Consider the following 15,531-nt stretch of genomic DNA (forward strand, 5'->3'; position numbering starts at 1 on the left):
TAAAAAAACCGGTGCCAGGCACCGGTTTTTTTATACTGCATAGCACATTTTATTGCTTGTCGTGGAGCGTCTCGTCTTCGCGGCAGTCTCCCAACGCACAGTGGCCGTACAAGTACAGACTGTGGTTAGTCAGCTTGATACCGTGACGTGTGGCGATTTCGCGCTGACGCGTTTCAATGGATTCATCGCTGAATTCGATCACTTTGCCACAATCCAGGCAGATCAGGTGGTCATGGTGATGCTGTTGCGTCAGTTCAAAGACGGATTTACCACCCTCGAAGTTATGGCGGGTCACGATTCCCGCGTCATCAAACTGGTTAAGAACGCGATAAACCGTTGCCAGACCAATCTCTTCGCCCATGTCGATCAGGCGTTTGTACAAATCTTCCGCGCTGACGTGATGGCATTCGGGTTCCTGAAGCACTTCCAGAATTTTCAGTCTGGGGAGCGTGACTTTCAGGCCAGCCTTCTTCAATGCGGAGTTGTTGTCAGTCATGCGGATATTGTCCTGTTACTTAGCTAGTCACTTGCGGCGCAGGGCCTTGAATGTCGATCACGCGCATTCTCATTTGCGTCTCATTATAGAACTCAAGCAGTGAAATGAAAACCAAGGCAATGTCCTGAAAATCACCAGTGGCTGTAAGGAGAAATGTCACTAACGCCGGCGGGGATCGTGCAGGTCTTTGTTTCCATTTCACTCAGCCTCATTCTGATGCCAGAGGAATAAGCGGATGACCGTTACGGGTATTCTACAGATTTGCGGGAAAAAGTTAAAAAACAGTAGCTATTATTTTTATAGGAAATTCCTTTAACTCAATGTGAGCCAGCGCCCACATTGAGGAGGGCAGGGGATCAGGCTTCAATGATCTCTTTCAGTTGCAGCTCATCGAAAATCTGTTTCACCCATTTATCAACACGTTCGTTGGTCAGTTCAGGCTGACGATCTTCATCGATCGCCAGACCGAGGAAGTGTTTGTCATCTGCCAGACCTTTCGAGGCTTCGAAATGGTAGCCTTCGGTCGGCCAGTGTCCCACAATCACCGCGCCGTTTGGCTCGATGATATCGCGGATGGTGCCCATCGCATCACAGAAGTATTCAGCGTAATCTTCCTGGTCACCGCAGCCAAAGAGCGCGACTAATTTGCCATTGAAATCAATTTCTTCCAGAGTCGGGAAGAAATCATCCCAGTCACATTGCGCTTCGCCGTAGTACCAGGTCGGAATGCCCAGCAGCAGGATATCGAATGCTTCGAGATCTTCTTTGGTGCTCTTGGCAATGTCATGCACTTCGGCCACATCTTTACCCAGTTGTTTCTGGATCATTTTTGCAATGTTTTCAGTATTGCCGGTATCGCTGCCGAAGAAAATGCCTACGATTGCCATGAGTTAAGTAACCTCTTAAATCCTGATATATGGGTTGAATGCACAGTTAAGCGAATGATAGCAGACCGGGCAAAGTGGCGGAACTTGTAAAGCCGAGACTTTGTGTTCCTGCGTGCGGTCTGCGTGTGTTACGACAGTTTGAGTTGCGCCAGCAGCATTTGTTCAATCAATTCGCTACGGCTGATGTTCTGCTGCTCTGCCAGAGTATTAAGCGCGTCAACCGCTTCACTGCTCATTTTTAGCTCCACGCGACGCAAACCACGCACTTTGTCGCGTTTTAGCTGGTTGCGCTTGTTAATGCGCAACTGTTCGTCACGCGTTAGCGGACTGGTTTTGGGGCGACCGGGACGTCGCTCATCAGCGAAGAGATCGAGCGTGGTGCGGTCAGTTTGTTCTTTTGCCATTTTTTGTAAAACTGAGTGGGCGCGAACGGCGGAAAGGCGCTGCGCAATTTATACATTATCGGCCCAGCCACGGTGAAAAAATCATCCGCGGCAAATTTTTAGCGCGACATCATACTCCAGCACTCCTTGCGACGCCAACCTTAAACGTTTTGCGGCAAGCTTTTGCTTTTACAGTACAAAAAAGCGGCGAACTGCGCGCAAAACCGCCTCAGGTTTTTCAGCATGGACCCAGTGACCGGCACCACTGATGACATGCGCATGCGCCTGTGGAAACTGGCGCAGCAATGCATCACGATGCTGATTGTCCAGATAAGGCGATTCGCTCCCGCGAATAAACAGCGCCGGATGTGGCCATGCAGGAACCTCATTCCAGCCGGAAATGGTGGCGTAATTATCCCACAGCACCGGCACATTGAAGCGCCATTCGCCATCCTGGAACGATTTCAGAATGAACTGAATGACCCCTTCTTCAGTCAACAGGGTGCGCATCACCTCGGCGGCTTCACCGCGACGCGTCACACCCGCGGCGCTCACGGCACGGATAGCAGCAAAAATCTCATCATGGCGGCGTGTCTGATAATCCACCGGCGCGATATCAATCATCACCAGCTTTTCAATGCGGTCCGGCGCAATGGCACTTAACGTCATGGCAATTTTGCCACCCATCGAATGGCCGATTACGCCAACACGATCGAGGCCGTGGGCGTCAAGAGTGTCAACGATATCTTGCGCCATTGCCGCATAGTTCATCTCGTCGCTACGCGGGGACAGACCGTGATTGCGTACATCCACCTGCAAGGTGGGACGGGCATCGCGCAGGCCTCGTGCCAGCACGCCAAGGTTATCCAGGCTGCCAAACAGGCCATGAATTAACAGAATCGGAGGAGCATCAGGGGCAGATTGTTCAGTTTCCAGACGGGCATTCAAAATCATGGCAAAGTTCTTACGGTTGTGAGCTTCGCTTAGGTTATCATGAATCCACCTGCTCAGGAGCCAACCTGGTGGGCATTAGGGCATATTCCGACTTTTGCCCTGAAACGATGCCAGCGCTATCGGCCGCCTGGGATTTAACTTTATAATCCTCATGTTAGAGCCCGCTCACATTTTGCACGGCAGGATTTTGCTAAGGCCTTTGCAGAAATGCGTGGTTCTGTCATTTGCCAGAATCGTACGGAAAAAGATGAAAACGATTGAAGTTGACGAAGAACTCTACCGTTATATTGCCAGCCACACCCAGCACATTGGTGAAAGCGCCTCCGAAATTTTGCGCCGCATGCTGAAGTTCACTGCCGGTCAGAGTGCCCCTGCAACCTCTGCTGTTGTCGCCGTTGCGGCCAAAGAAGCCCAGCCGGTCGCAACACAAGCCCGTCCGCAGGATCGCGTTCGTGCGGTACGTGAACTGTTACTTTCCGATGAGTATGCAGAGCAGAAAAAGGCGGTTAATCGCTTTATGCTGGTGTTGTCAACGCTCTATCGTCTTGATCCCGCAGCCTTTGCGGATGCCACGGCGTCACTGCAAGGACGCACCCGCGTCTATTTTGCCGGTGATGAGCATACGCTGCTGCAAAATGGCACCCATACTAAGCCGAAGCATGTGCCCGGCACACCGTACTGGGTGATCACCAATACCAATACCGGTCGCAAATGCAGCATGGTGGAACACATCATGTTAGCCATGCAGTTCCCGCAGGAACTGACAGAGAAAGTTTGCGGCACCATTTAAACCGAAGCGTCAGGGAGAAGCGCCAATGGCCAATCACCCCCGTGCCGGGCAGCCCGCCCAGCAGAGCGATTTGATTAACGTTGCACAATTAACCTCTCAGTACTACGTCCTGAAGCCGGATGTGGATAACCCTGAACATGCGGTGAAATTTGGTACTTCCGGTCACCGTGGTAGCGCAGGTCGTCACAGCTTCAACGAAATGCATATTCTGGCGATTGCGCAGGCCATCGCGGAAGATCGTAAGAAGAACGGCATCACCGGTCCGTGCTATGTCGGTAAAGACACCCATGCGCTGTCTGAACCGGCGATTTTGTCGGTGCTGGAAGTGCTGGCGGCTAACGGCGTCGATGTGATTGTGCAGCAGGACAACGGCTACACGCCGACGCCTGCTATCTCCAACGCGATCCTTGAGCACAACAAACGCGGTGGCGCACTGGCTGATGGCATCGTCATCACCCCGTCGCACAACCCGCCGGAAGATGGTGGTATCAAATACAACCCGCCAAATGGTGGCCCGGCCGATACGAACGTCACCAAAGTGGTGGAAGATCGTGCTAACCAGCTGATGAAAGCGGGTCTGAAGGATGTAAAACGTCTGCCACTGGATCAGGCGTGGGCCAGCGGTTATATCGTTGAGCAGGATCTGATCCAACCCTATGTTGAGGGTCTGGCGCAGGTGATCGACTTCCCGGCGATTCAGAAAGCGGGCCTGAAAATTGGTGTTGATCCGCTTGGTGGCTCTGGTATGGCCTACTGGCAGCGTATTGCAGAGCATTACAAGCTGGATATCACCATTGTTAACGATGCTATCGATCAGACCTTCCGCTTTATGCATCTGGATAAAGATGGCGTGGTGCGTATGGACTGCTCGTCAGAGTGCGCGATGGCTGGCCTGTTAGCGTACCGTGACAAATTCGACCTGGCTTTCGGTAACGATCCGGATTACGACCGCCACGGCATTGTGACGCCGGCTGGCCTGATGAACCCGAACCACTATCTGGCGGTGGCGATCAACTACCTGTTCCAGCATCGTCCACAGTGGGGCAAAGATGTCGCCGTGGGTAAAACCCTGGTGTCCAGCGCGATGATTGACCGCGTGGTGAACGACATTGGCCGCAAGCTGGTGGAAGTGCCAGTGGGCTTCAAATGGTTCGTTGATGGCCTGTTCGACGGCAGCTTCGGCTTTGGTGGCGAAGAGAGCGCCGGGGCGTCGTTCCTGCGTTTCGACGGCACGGCCTGGTCCACCGATAAAGATGGCATCATTCTTTGCCTGCTGGCGGCGGAAATCACCGCTGTCACCGGTAAAAACCCGCAGCAACATTATGATGAGCTGGCGGCGCGTTTTGGCGCACCAAGCTACAACCGTTTGCAGGCAGCTGCGACTTCCGCGCAGAAAGCGGCATTGTCGAAGCTTTCACCGGAAATGGTGAGCGCTGACACGCTGGCCGGTGATCCGATCACCGCACGTCTGACGGCGGCACCGGGTAACGGCGCATCAATTGGTGGTCTGAAGGTGATGACGGAGAACGGCTGGTTCGCCGCGCGTCCGTCCGGCACTGAAGATGCTTATAAAATCTACTGTGAAAGCTTCCTCGGCGCTGAGCATCGCCAGCTGATCGAGAAAGAAGCGGTAGAAATCGTGAGCGAAGTGTTGAAAAACGCTTAAGCAAAGCGAAATGAAAAAAGGCGCGTTATGCGCCTTTTTTTATGGCATAAACCGATAACCAATGCCGGTTTCTGTCAGCAGATGGTTGGGTTGGGTGGGGTTGGTTTCCAGCTTCTGACGCAGATGCCCCATATAAATGCGCAGATAATGGCTATGCTCCACCGCATTTGGCCCCCAGACCTGGTTCAGCAACTGACGTTGTGTCAGCACTTTTCCGGCATTATTCAGCAGCAAACTGAGCAGACGAAATTCGGTCGGCGTCAGATGCACCTCTTCGCCAGCGCGCAGCACACGACGCGCCGCCAGATCGACCGTCACGTCACCAAAACGCAATACCGGTTCGGACTGGCTGCCCTGATGACGTCGCAACGCCACACGCACCCGTGCCAGCAGTTCACCAATGCCAAAAGGCTTGGTGAGATAGTCATCGGCACCGGCATCCAGCGCATCGATTTTATCCTGTTCGTCCGTGCGGGCGGATAACACAATCACCGGCATGCTGCTCCACTGGCGCACTTCACGGATAAAGTCATTGCCATCGCCGTCGGGCAAACCGAGGTCAAGGATCACCAAATCGGGTTTGCGCGTGGCGGCTTCAATCAGGCCGCGCTGCAACTGCTCGGCTTCCACAATCTTTAGCCCTTCGCCTTCAAGCGCCAGGCGCACGAAACGGCGGATCTCCTTTTCATCTTCAACGATCAAGATGGTGGTCACGCGAACTCCTGCGGCAGAAATGGATAACGGTTCACTGTAGCAATAAATCGCGCCGCCGTCCGTGTTGAAGTTTGTTACCCATTGGGAACCTTACATTTACATTCATGTAACTTAATTTCAGTGCGGCGATGAAATGGACAAAAAAAGATCAAAAAAGTGGTCGGATGAGTAGTAAAATTACACAACGAGGCGTAATATTTGTGTCAGATCACATTTTCTCAGACTCACCAGGAGGCAACCATGTATCAGGCATATCCGTTCTACAAAGTTGTGCTGCGCCGCGCGCTGGTGGTGTTGCTGGGGGTGCTGGCGCTCCCTGTAATGCTGTTCCGTGCCGATCGCGCACGCTTTTACAGCTATCTGCACCGTATGTGGTGCAAAACCAGCGCGAAGCCAGTTTGGCTGGCGCAATCTGAAGCGGCTGGCGGCATTTTCTGGTAACGCTGTTCCGCTGTCGTTCCGCCCGGTGTCTTCCCTGAAGCACCGGGTTTTTTTATGCCAATTTTTCACTGCGCATCCCCGCTGACGCTGTGTTCGGCATACATTTCAGCTACACTTAAAACCTCTACAAGATTTCGGAGGTTGTACAAGTATGCGCGAAAAAATTCCTGTCGGTATCAGTGCCTGCCTGCTCGGGGATAGCGTTCGCTTTGATGGCGGCCATAAGCGTTTTGCCTTTGCGACAGACGAACTCAGCCCCTTTGTCCATTTCGAGCCGGTATGCCCGGAAATGGCGATTGGTTTGCCGACGCCGCGCCCGGCGCTGCGTCTGGTAAAAGAGGACGATGCGCGCGTACATCTGTGCTTCAGTAAGGCGGGCGGCGATGAGGTCACGGATCAGATGGCGCAGTGGTCTGCACAACGGGTGAAAGGGTTGCATCACCTGTGTGGCTACATCCTGTGCGCCAAATCACCCAGTTGCGGTCTGGAGCGGGTGCGGGTGTATGAACCGCAAACCAACAACAATCGTAAAGCGGGGACCGGCATTTTCACCGAATTCCTCCAGCGTGAACTGCCGTGGTTGCCACTGGAAGAGGATGGTCGTCTCAACGATGCGGATATCCGGGAAAATTTCATTGGCCGTGTTTACGCCCTGCATGAGTTCAATCAGATGTGGCGCAATGGCCTGACACGTCATCAACTGGTGGCGTTCCATAGTCGCTACAAACTGCTGCTGCTGTCTCACTCTCAGGATGAATACCGTGAGTTGGGACGTTTTGTGGCGAAGATGGAGTCGTGGGATTCGCTGGATGATTATGCTTTTGAATATCGCAACCGGTTGATGCGTTTGCTGGCGCACAAATCGACCCGACGCAACCACACCAATGTGTTGATGCATGTGCAGGGTTATTTCCGCCGTCAGCTGACCTCGCCGCAACGCCAGGAGCTGGCCCTGTTGATTGACCGTTATCGCTGTGGGCTACAGCCGTTACTGGCCCCGATCACCATGCTGAAACACTACATGGCGGAGTTCCCGCATCCGTGGCTAACCCAGCAGCGTTATTTCGACCCTTACCCGGAAGCGCTGCGTCTGCGCTATGGCCAATAATCTCAGGAGCTTTATGACCACTCATCTTGTCTGGCTGCGCAATGATTTACGCATCAATGACAACAGCGCACTGTATGCTGCCTGTCGCGATCCGGGCGCGCGCGTGCTGGCGCTGTTTATCGCCACGCCCGGCCAGTGGCAGCAACATCATATGGCACCGAAACAGGCGGCGTTTATTTATCAAAGCCTGTGTTTGTTGCAGGGGGCGCTGGCGGAGCGGGGCATCCCATTGCATTACCAGCAATGCGACGATTTTGCTGCCTCGCTGGAGTATCTGGCAGACTTTTGCCAGCAGCAGCAGGTCGATCAGCTATTTTACAACTATCAATACGAAATCAATGAACGTCAGCGCGATGCCGCTGCGGAAAAACGTCTCGATGATGAGGGGGTGATTTGCCAGGGCTTTGATGACAGCCTGTTGTTGCCGCCGGGGAGCGTGCAGACTGGCAATCACACCATGTTTAAGGTGTTTACCCCGTTCAGCAAAGCCTTTGTCCGTCGCCTGCATCAGGGGCTGCCCGAATGTCATATGGCCCCTCGCGCCCGTGCCGGTGGCCCCATCGCGGTCGAACGCGAAATTCCGCCGTTTGACTATCCGCTGGAAGATTTCGACGCCACGCTGTTTCCCGCCGGCGAAGAGGCGGCGCTGCAACAGTTGCGCCATTTCGCGCAGCAGCCGGTGGTGGCGTATGCCGCTGAACGCGACAAACCCGCAGTGGATGGCACCAGCAGACTATCGGTGTATCTGGCGACGGGCGTGTTGTCGCCACGCCAGTGCCTGCATCGTATCCTCAAACACCACCCGGACGCGCTGGATGGCGGTCACGCATTTGTCTGGCTTAACGAGTTGATCTGGCGTGAGTTTTATCGCCATTTGATGGTGGCATTTCCGGCACTATGCAAACATCAGCCGTTTGTCGCCTGGACGCGTAACGTGCGCTGGCAGAAAAATCAAAACCATCTGGTGGCCTGGCAGCAGGGGAAAACCGGTTATCCGATTGTGGATGCGGCGATGCGCCAGCTAAATACCCTGGGTTGGATGCATAACCGGCTACGGATGATTGTCGCCAGTTTTCTGGTGAAGGATTTGCTGATCGACTGGCATGACGGGGAACGCTACTTTATGCAGCAGCTGATCGACGGTGATCTGGCAGCCAATAACGGAGGCTGGCAGTGGGCGGCTTCTACCGGCACTGATGCGGCTCCCTATTTTCGCATTTTTAATCCGACGACTCAGGGCGAGCGTTTCGACCCACAGGGTGAGTTTATCCGCCAGTGGTTACCGGAACTGGCGGCAGTACCGGACGCGCATATCCATCAGCCGCACGCCTGGGCGCAGAAAAATAACAAGACACTCGATTATCCTGAGCCAATCGTGGAACATAAGGACGCACGTAAAAAGACACTGGACGCCTTCGAGCGCGCGCGCAGCGCGGCCTGAGAGGTCAGGGAGCCATTATGAATCACGTTGAATTAGAACACATTGTTAACCAGCAGCTGAACAGCAGCACCTTTAGTGACTACGCCCCCAATGGGTTGCAGGTCGAAGGTCGTCCGGAGGTGAAAACCATTATTACCGGTGTCACCGCCTGCCAGGCATTGCTCGACGAAGCGGTAAAACGCAATGCCGATGCGGTGATGGTGCATCACGGTTATTTCTGGAAAAGCGAAGCGCCGGTGATTAAAGGAATGAAACGCCAGCGCCTGCGCACGCTACTGGCCAATGATATCAACCTGTATGGCTGGCATCTGCCACTTGACGCCCATCCTCATCTCGGCAACAACGCGCAGTTGGCACGGTTGTTCAATATTGAGGTGAAGGGCGAGGTGATGCCGCTGGTGCCGTGGGGTGAGCTGGCGGAGCCGCTGAGCGGTGAGGCGCTGGCACAACGCATTGCCCAGGCGCTGGGGCGCACACCGCTCCATTGCGGTGATAATGCGCCGGAGAAAATCAAACGTATCGCCTGGTGTAGCGGCGGCGGTCAGGGCTTTATTGACAGCGCGGCGGCATTCGGCGTCGATGCGTTTATCACTGGCGAAGTGTCGGAACAAACCATTCACAGCGCCCGCGAGCAGGGACTGCACTTCTTTGCCGCCGGACACCATGCTACCGAACGTGGCGGCATCAAGGCACTGGGGGAATGGCTGGCACAAAGCTATGGCCTCGACGTGACCTTTATCGATATCGACAATCCTGCCTGATTTTTCAGCTATTGCGCCCTAAGCTACGGCTGGGGGCGCAAATCGGTTGACACACCTCTGACACTTTCGCATAACTGGTTGCCTTTAAAGCATAAGCGACACGCGTACAGCGGGGAGCAACATCAGTTGGCTGCCCGGAAGAAAGTGAATCAGGAGGTGGGTTTTGCAACGAGCACGTTGTTATCTGCTGGGGGAACGCGCGGTAGTGCTGGAACTGGAACCACCGGTTTCCTTAGCCAGCCAGCAACGCATTTGGGGATTGTGCCAGCGGCTACAGGGTAATGAAAAGGTGTCGGAAGTGATTCCCGGCATGAACAATCTGACGCTGCTGCTGCGCGATCCACAGCGCAATGCATTGGATGCTATCGAGAATCTGCAACGCTGGTGGGAAGAGAGTGAAGCGCAGCGACCGGAATCGCGTCTGGTGGAGATCCCGGTGGTTTATGGCGGTGAGGCCGGGCCGGATTTATCGGTGGTCGCCGAGCATGCCGGAATGACACCACGCCAGGTGGTGGAGCTACACAGCAGCACCGACTATGTGGTTTATTTTATTGGCTTTCAGCCAGGATTCCCCTATCTGGGCGGCCTCGATAGCCGCTTACATACGCCGCGTCGCGCCGAGCCACGCGTGATCGTGCCTGCCGGTTCAGTCGGCATCGGCGGCAGCCAAACCGGCGTTTACCCGCTGGCAACCCCAGGTGGCTGGCAATTGCTGGGACAAACCGCCATCAGCCTGTTTGATCCCCAACAGCAACCGCCAACGCTGTTGCGTCCCGGCGACAGCGTGCGCTTCGTGCCGCAAAAGGAGGGCGTATGCTAAAGATTCTTCGTGCCGGATTGATGACCTCATTGCAGGATCAGGGCCGTAACGGCTGGCGGCAGTTTGGCATCAGCGTCAGTGGCGCACTTGATCAACCGGCCATGCGCACCGCCAACATGTTGGTGGGTAACGATGAAGGCAGCGCGGTACTGGAGATTGTGCTGGGGCAGTTTAAAGCGCAGTTCCAGCGTGACGGTTGGTTTGCTCTGACGGGAGCAGGCTGCAATGCTAACCTGGACGGTAAAGCTGTCTGGACCGGCTGGCGTCTGCCGGTGAAGAAAGGGCAGGTCCTCAGTTTGTCGATGCCAGTGCACGGCATGCGCAGTTACCTGGCGATTAACGGCGGTTTTGCCGTGCCAGAGATGCTGGACTCCGCCAGTACCGATCTGAAAGCCGGATTTGGTGGTTTTGCCGGACGTAAGTTGCAGGATGGTGATCTGTTGCCGCTCGGCAAGGCGACTCGTGACTTCAGCAAGAAAGCCGGGGTGCGGCAGTTGCTGTGGGGCAATCGTATCCGCGCGCTGCCCGGACCGGAATACAACGAATTCACCCGTGAAGCGCAGGAAGCATTCTGGCGCAGCGCGTGGAAACTGAGTCCGCAAAGTAACCGCATGGGCTATCGCTTGCAGGGGCGCACGCTGCATCGCAAAGCCACGCGCGATTTGTTGTCACACGGTCTGGTACCGGGCGTGGTGCAGGTGCCGCCAAACGGACAGCCGATTGTGTTGATGGCCGATGCGCAGACTACCGGGGGATATCCGCGAATTGCCTGCATTATCGAAGCCGATCTCTATCATTTAGCCCAGATTCGCCTGGGGGAACCGATTCATTTCACCCATTGCACGCTGGAAGAAGCGATGCAGGCGAAGCAGCAGCAACAGCGTGTATTTGATCAGATGAACTGGGGGCTATCACATGAAAATTGATCTCAACGCCGATCTCGGTGAAGGGAGCGGCAGCGATCAGGAATTGTTGCAACTGGTCAGTTCCGCCAACATCGCCTGCGGTTTCCATGCAGGGGATGCGGCAACCATGCTGCAATCGGTGCGCTGGGCGCAGGCGGCTGGGGTGGCGATTGGTGCGCACCCCAGCTTTCCCGACCGGGAAAATTTTGGCCGCACCGCCATGCAGCTGCCGCCGGATATCGTCTATGCGCAGATGATTTACCAGATTGGCGCACTGAAAAGTCTGGCGGAAAGCGAGGGCGCGCGACTGGTGCACGTCAAACCGCATGGCATGTTATACAACCAGGCGGCAGCCGATCCACAACTGGCGGATACCATTGCTCGTGCCGTCAAGGCGGTTGATGCCGGTTTAATCCTGGTGGGGCTGGCGGGCAGTGAGTCGATTCAGGCAGCGGCCCATCATGGGCTGAAAACGCGCGAAGAAGTGTTTGCCGATCGCGGCTATCTGTCCAGTGGCGCGCTAGTGCCGCGCGGTCAGCCGGGTGCGTTGATTGAAGATACTGCGCAGTCAATTGCCCACACGCTGACGATGGTGCAACAGCGTAAAGTACAAAGCATCTCTGGCGACTGGGTGGCGGTGAATGCGCAAACCGTGTGTCTGCATGGCGATGGGGCTCATGCGCTGCAATTTGCTCACGCGTTGCGCGCGGCGTTTGCGGCCCAGCACGTTACTGTGACCAGCGTATAAGTTTCGAACAATTACCCGGCTACACATTCCGTCGCGGCGCGATTTATCGCGCTGTTTTCAGGCATTTCCTGGCCTGCCAAAACCCGCACGATAAACCGTGCAGCGACGATCTGGTGCAAGCAAGCCGGGCTTTTTATTTCTGATAAGGGGAGAAAACATGGAAAGCGTGGTGAATCTCTGGCCGTTGCTGGGTATTGGTACTATCGTGCTCGGTTTTGTGCTGCGGTTTAATCCGGTGCTGGTGGTGATTGTGGCGGGTTTTGTTACCGGGTTAGCGGCCCATATGTCGCTGGCCGATATTCTGGAAAAACTGGGATCCGGGTTCCTGAACACCCGTAACCTGCCGTTGATTCTGCTGTTGCCGCTGGCGGTGATCGGTCTGCTGGAACGACATGGCCTGAAAGAAAGGGCGCAAACCTGGATCGCCCAGATCAAAACCGCTACGGCGGGACGTCTGCTGATTGTCTATTTATTTGTGCGAGAAATTACCGCAGCGCTGGGGCTGACCAGCCTCGGCGGCCATCCGCAAATGGTGCGCCCGCTGCTGGCGCCGATGGCGGAAGGGGCGACAGAAAACCGCTATGGTGAAGTGTCGCCGGAGGTCCGTCATCGTCTGCGCGCCATGTCGGCCGCCACGGATAACGTCGGACTGTTTTTTGGTGAGGATATTTTCGTTGCCTTCGGTGCCATCATCTTTATGCACAACTTTATGCAGGAGTCGGCTGGCATTCAGACCGAACCGCTGCATATCGCGGTATGGGGCATTCCCACCGCGATTTGCGCCTTCCTGATCCACTCCGCCCGTTTGATCCGTCTTGACCGCCAGTTGGCGCGTGAGCTGGGCGCACTGAATCAACAGGCGTTACAAGCCAAAGGAGCAGAATGATGTTCCAGCAACAATATCTGATGTGGCTGGCAGGCATCATTCTGCTGATTGTCGCCGTATTTTCCTGGCGGGATCCTGCCAATCCTCGGCGTCTGACTACCGGGTTGTTTTGGGCGCTATACGGGATGATCTTCCTGATTAGTGATGGGGTTTATCAATGGATGACGCCACGAACCCTGCATATCGCCGTAGGTGTTGCCGTGGTGGTGATGGCGTTGATTGCCGGTTTTGGCGGCGTGCGCCTGGGCCGGTATCACCAACGCAGCGATGAAGAGAAGCAGGCCAGCGCCAAACGTCTGGGTAACCAGCTGTTTATCCCGGCGCTGGCGATCCCGGTGGTGACGGTGGTTGGCGTGCTGGCGTTTAACAATCTGCCTGGTCTGCAACAGGCGGTGTTTGGCGCAGGGAACCATTCCACCCTGATTACGCTGTTCTCAATGATGATGGGTTGTCTGATTGGCTGGCTGGTGGCACTGAAAATGACCCGTGAAAAGCCGATGCAGTCGATGCAGGAAACGCGACGTTTGCTGGATGCCGTTGGCTGGGCGTTTATCCTGCCGCAAATCCTTGCCACGCTGGGCCTGCTGTTCACCAGCGCCGGGGTGGGTAACGCGATTTCACACCTGACCGAGCAGTATCTGGCTGTCGATAACCGTTTTATCGCGGTAGCCGTGTATGCCATTGGTATGGCGCTGTTGACCATGGTGATGGGTAATGCCTTCGCTGCGTTCCCGATTGTCACCGCCGGTATCGGCATCCCGATTCTGGTGCTGCAACACCACGGTAACCCGGCAGTGATGGCGGCGATTGGCATGTTCTCGGGCTATTGCGGCACCTTGATGACCCCGATGGCGGCGAACTTCAATATTGTTCCGGCTCGCCTGCTGGAGCTGCCGGATCGCAATGCGGTAATCAAAGCTCAGGTCCCGACCGGTTTAATGTTGTTGGTGGTCAATATTTTCCTGCTGTGGTTCATGATGTTTTTGTGAGGAAAGAATGAAAACGGTATTAATGACCGCGTTTGAGCCTTTTGAAGGCGAAAGCATCAATCCCTCATGGGAAGCGGTACGATCTTTTGATGGAAAGGTGATTGACGGCGCACGCGTGGTGGCACGTCAGTTACCGGTGGCGTACAGCCGTTGCGGTGCCGTGCTGACGCAGGCGCTGGAAGCGTTGCAACCCGATCGCATTCTCTGTATCGGTCAGGCGGGGGGACGCAGCGACATCAGCGTGGAGCGGGTGGCGATCAACATTGATGATGCACGTATCCCTGATAATGAGGGGCAGCAGCCGATTGATCAGCCAGTGGTGGTGGACGGGCCGGCGGCTTATTTTTCGACGCTGCCGATCAAGGCGATAGTTGCGGCAACGCGCGAGGCGGGGATACCGGCTTCGGTATCGCAAACTGCCGGGACCTTTACCTGTAATCATGTGATGTATCGCTTGCTGCACTGGCTGGCGACGCATCAGAGCAGCGCGCGCGGTGGTTTTATTCATATCCCTTATCTGCCGGAGCAAGCGGTGAAGCATCCCGGTGCGCCGAGCATGGCAGCGGCCAGTGTCATTCAGGCGCTGGAGATGGCGATCCGCGTGACGCTGAAGGTGGATAAAGATTTGCATGTCGCGGGGGGCGCGACCCATTAACGGGAGTCGTCATGCCTGAAGGACCGGAGATCCGCCGCGCGGCGGATCAGCTGGCGGCGGCGATGACGGGTAAACCGCTCACTGATGTGTGGTTTGCCTTTCCGCAGCTGAAAACTTACGAACCGGCGCTACTGGGTGCAACCGTTACGGCAATTGAAACCCGGGGCAAGGCGCTACTGACTCATTTCTCCAATGGTCTGACCCTCTACAGTCATAACCAGCTGTATGGCGTCTGGCGTGTGGTGCCGACCGGTACCCAACCGCAGACCGCCCGGCAGTTGCGGGTACGGCTGGCTAATGCTGATCAAACCATCCTGCTATATAGCGCGTCCGATATTGAGCTGCTCAACGCGGAGACGCTGGCCGCTCATCCTTTTTTACAACGCGTAGGACCGGATGTGCTGGATGCCAGCCTGACGGTGGACGCGGTGCAGGAGCGCTTGTTGTCGCCACGCTTTCGGCGGCGTCAATTCAGTGGCTTGCTGCTCGATCAGGCGTTTCTCGCTGGCCTGGGGAACTACCTGCGCGTGGAGATTTTATGGCATGCGCAGTTGCTGGCGCAGCATCGTGCTCAGGATCTGAATGCGTTGCAGATCAGGGCGCTGAGTGAAGCGCTACTGGCGGTGCCGCGCCACTCTTATCAGATGCGTGGCAGCATGAAGAAATACCATGAAGAGGCGGCTTTCCGTTTTGAGGTGTTTCATCGGCAGGGGAAAAAGTGTCGACGCTGTGGGACGGTAATCGAGAAGGGCGTGCTGTCATCCCGCCCGTTATATTGGTGTCCGGGGTGTCAGAACTAATGATGATTGGCCTGACGCGCGATAAATCACGCCGCTACGACAGGTGCTGGAGTTGTAGCGGCGCGATTTATCGCGCAGTTTCAAAGC

Annotated in this window: 18 protein-coding genes; 13 read left to right on the top strand and 5 right to left on the bottom strand. The window is 55.6% G+C overall.

Annotated elements, in window-relative coordinates; all coding sequences use genetic code 11:
• Window positions 1-49: 49 nt before the first annotated feature.
• The 4 genes from fur to ybfF all read right to left on the bottom strand — a co-directional run bounded on the left by fur (window position 50) and on the right by ybfF (window position 2,720).
• Window positions 50-496 carry a ferric iron uptake transcriptional regulator gene (gene fur, locus L579_RS00775; protein WP_013508277.1) on the bottom strand — a complete coding sequence of 149 codons (447 nt, stop codon included), beginning with the start codon at window positions 494-496 and terminating at the stop codon, window positions 50-52.
• Window positions 497-852: 356 nt separating this feature from the next.
• Entirely contained in the window at window positions 853-1,383 is a 531-nt protein-coding gene (gene fldA, locus L579_RS00780; RefSeq protein ID WP_013508278.1) for a flavodoxin FldA, read from the bottom strand.
• Window positions 1,384-1,511: 128 nt separating this feature from the next.
• Complete coding sequence (gene ybfE / locus L579_RS00785; RefSeq protein WP_013508279.1) at window positions 1,512-1,787, bottom strand: LexA regulated protein; 276 nt, start codon at window positions 1,785-1,787, stop codon at window positions 1,512-1,514.
• A 168-nt stretch (window positions 1,788-1,955) separates the two neighbouring features.
• Entirely contained in the window at window positions 1,956-2,720 is a 765-nt protein-coding gene (gene ybfF / locus L579_RS00790) for an esterase (RefSeq protein WP_021182392.1), read from the bottom strand.
• Between the two features lie 247 nt (window positions 2,721-2,967).
• Between ybfF and seqA the strand changes: the two genes are divergently transcribed.
• Both seqA and pgm read left to right on the top strand, forming a co-directional pair.
• A complete protein-coding gene (gene seqA, locus L579_RS00795; protein WP_021182393.1) occupies window positions 2,968-3,510 on the top strand; it encodes a replication initiation negative regulator SeqA in 543 nt (180 codons plus the stop codon).
• Window positions 3,511-3,535: 25 nt separating this feature from the next.
• A complete protein-coding gene (pgm, locus tag L579_RS00800) occupies window positions 3,536-5,176 on the top strand; it encodes a phosphoglucomutase (alpha-D-glucose-1,6-bisphosphate-dependent) (protein WP_021182394.1) in 1,641 nt (546 codons plus the stop codon).
• 39 nt (window positions 5,177-5,215) lie between these two features.
• On the opposite strand, the gene kdpE is transcribed toward pgm, so the two are convergent.
• Entirely contained in the window at window positions 5,216-5,890 is a 675-nt protein-coding gene (kdpE, locus tag L579_RS00805) for a two-component system response regulator KdpE (protein ID WP_021182395.1), read from the bottom strand.
• 240 nt (window positions 5,891-6,130) lie between these two features.
• On the opposite strand from kdpE, the gene L579_RS00810 reads away from it, so the two are divergent.
• The 11 genes from L579_RS00810 to nei all read left to right on the top strand — a co-directional run bounded on the left by L579_RS00810 (window position 6,131) and on the right by nei (window position 15,444).
• Window positions 6,131-6,331: a DUF2517 family protein gene (locus tag L579_RS00810; protein ID WP_021182396.1), complete on the top strand. Its 201-nt coding sequence runs from the start codon at window positions 6,131-6,133 to the stop codon at window positions 6,329-6,331.
• 151 nt (window positions 6,332-6,482) lie between these two features.
• The gene (locus L579_RS00815) at window positions 6,483-7,439 is read left to right on the top strand and encodes a YbgA family protein (RefSeq protein ID WP_021182397.1); all 957 of its coding nucleotides are present in this window, start codon (window positions 6,483-6,485) and stop codon (window positions 7,437-7,439) included.
• 13 nt (window positions 7,440-7,452) lie between these two features.
• Window positions 7,453-8,880, top strand: coding sequence for a deoxyribodipyrimidine photo-lyase (gene phrB / locus L579_RS00820; protein ID WP_021182398.1), 1,428 nt, complete (start codon window positions 7,453-7,455; stop codon window positions 8,878-8,880).
• A gap of 17 nt (window positions 8,881-8,897) precedes the next feature.
• Window positions 8,898-9,641 carry a type 2 GTP cyclohydrolase I gene (locus L579_RS00825; RefSeq protein ID WP_021182399.1) on the top strand — a complete coding sequence of 248 codons (744 nt, stop codon included), beginning with the start codon at window positions 8,898-8,900 and terminating at the stop codon, window positions 9,639-9,641.
• Window positions 9,642-9,804: 163 nt separating this feature from the next.
• The gene (gene pxpB / locus L579_RS00830; RefSeq protein WP_021182400.1) at window positions 9,805-10,461 is read left to right on the top strand and encodes a 5-oxoprolinase subunit PxpB; all 657 of its coding nucleotides are present in this window, start codon (window positions 9,805-9,807) and stop codon (window positions 10,459-10,461) included.
• On the top strand, window positions 10,455-11,387 hold the full coding sequence (gene pxpC / locus L579_RS00835) for a 5-oxoprolinase subunit PxpC (RefSeq protein ID WP_021182401.1): 933 nt from the start codon (window positions 10,455-10,457) through the stop codon (window positions 11,385-11,387). The genes pxpB and pxpC overlap by 7 nt, the downstream gene beginning before the upstream one ends.
• A complete protein-coding gene (pxpA, locus tag L579_RS00840; protein ID WP_021182402.1) occupies window positions 11,377-12,114 on the top strand; it encodes a 5-oxoprolinase subunit PxpA in 738 nt (245 codons plus the stop codon). Before pxpC ends, pxpA begins: the two co-directional genes overlap by 11 nt.
• Window positions 12,115-12,271: 157 nt before the next feature.
• Window positions 12,272-13,000: a DUF969 domain-containing protein gene (locus L579_RS00845; protein ID WP_021182403.1), complete on the top strand. Its 729-nt coding sequence runs from the start codon at window positions 12,272-12,274 to the stop codon at window positions 12,998-13,000.
• On the top strand, window positions 12,997-13,989 hold the full coding sequence (locus L579_RS00850; protein ID WP_021182404.1) for a DUF979 domain-containing protein: 993 nt from the start codon (window positions 12,997-12,999) through the stop codon (window positions 13,987-13,989). The genes L579_RS00845 and L579_RS00850 overlap by 4 nt, the downstream gene beginning before the upstream one ends.
• A gap of 7 nt (window positions 13,990-13,996) precedes the next feature.
• Window positions 13,997-14,644: a pyroglutamyl-peptidase I gene (gene pcp / locus L579_RS00855; RefSeq protein ID WP_021182405.1), complete on the top strand. Its 648-nt coding sequence runs from the start codon at window positions 13,997-13,999 to the stop codon at window positions 14,642-14,644.
• Window positions 14,645-14,655: 11 nt separating this feature from the next.
• Window positions 14,656-15,444 carry an endonuclease VIII gene (nei, locus tag L579_RS00860; protein ID WP_021182406.1) on the top strand — a complete coding sequence of 263 codons (789 nt, stop codon included), beginning with the start codon at window positions 14,656-14,658 and terminating at the stop codon, window positions 15,442-15,444.
• Window positions 15,445-15,531 lie beyond the last annotated feature (87 nt).

The organism is Pantoea sp. AS-PWVM4 (assembly GCF_000468095.1).
In the GTDB taxonomy this organism is placed as follows: domain Bacteria; phylum Pseudomonadota; class Gammaproteobacteria; order Enterobacterales; family Enterobacteriaceae; genus Pantoea; species Pantoea phytobeneficialis.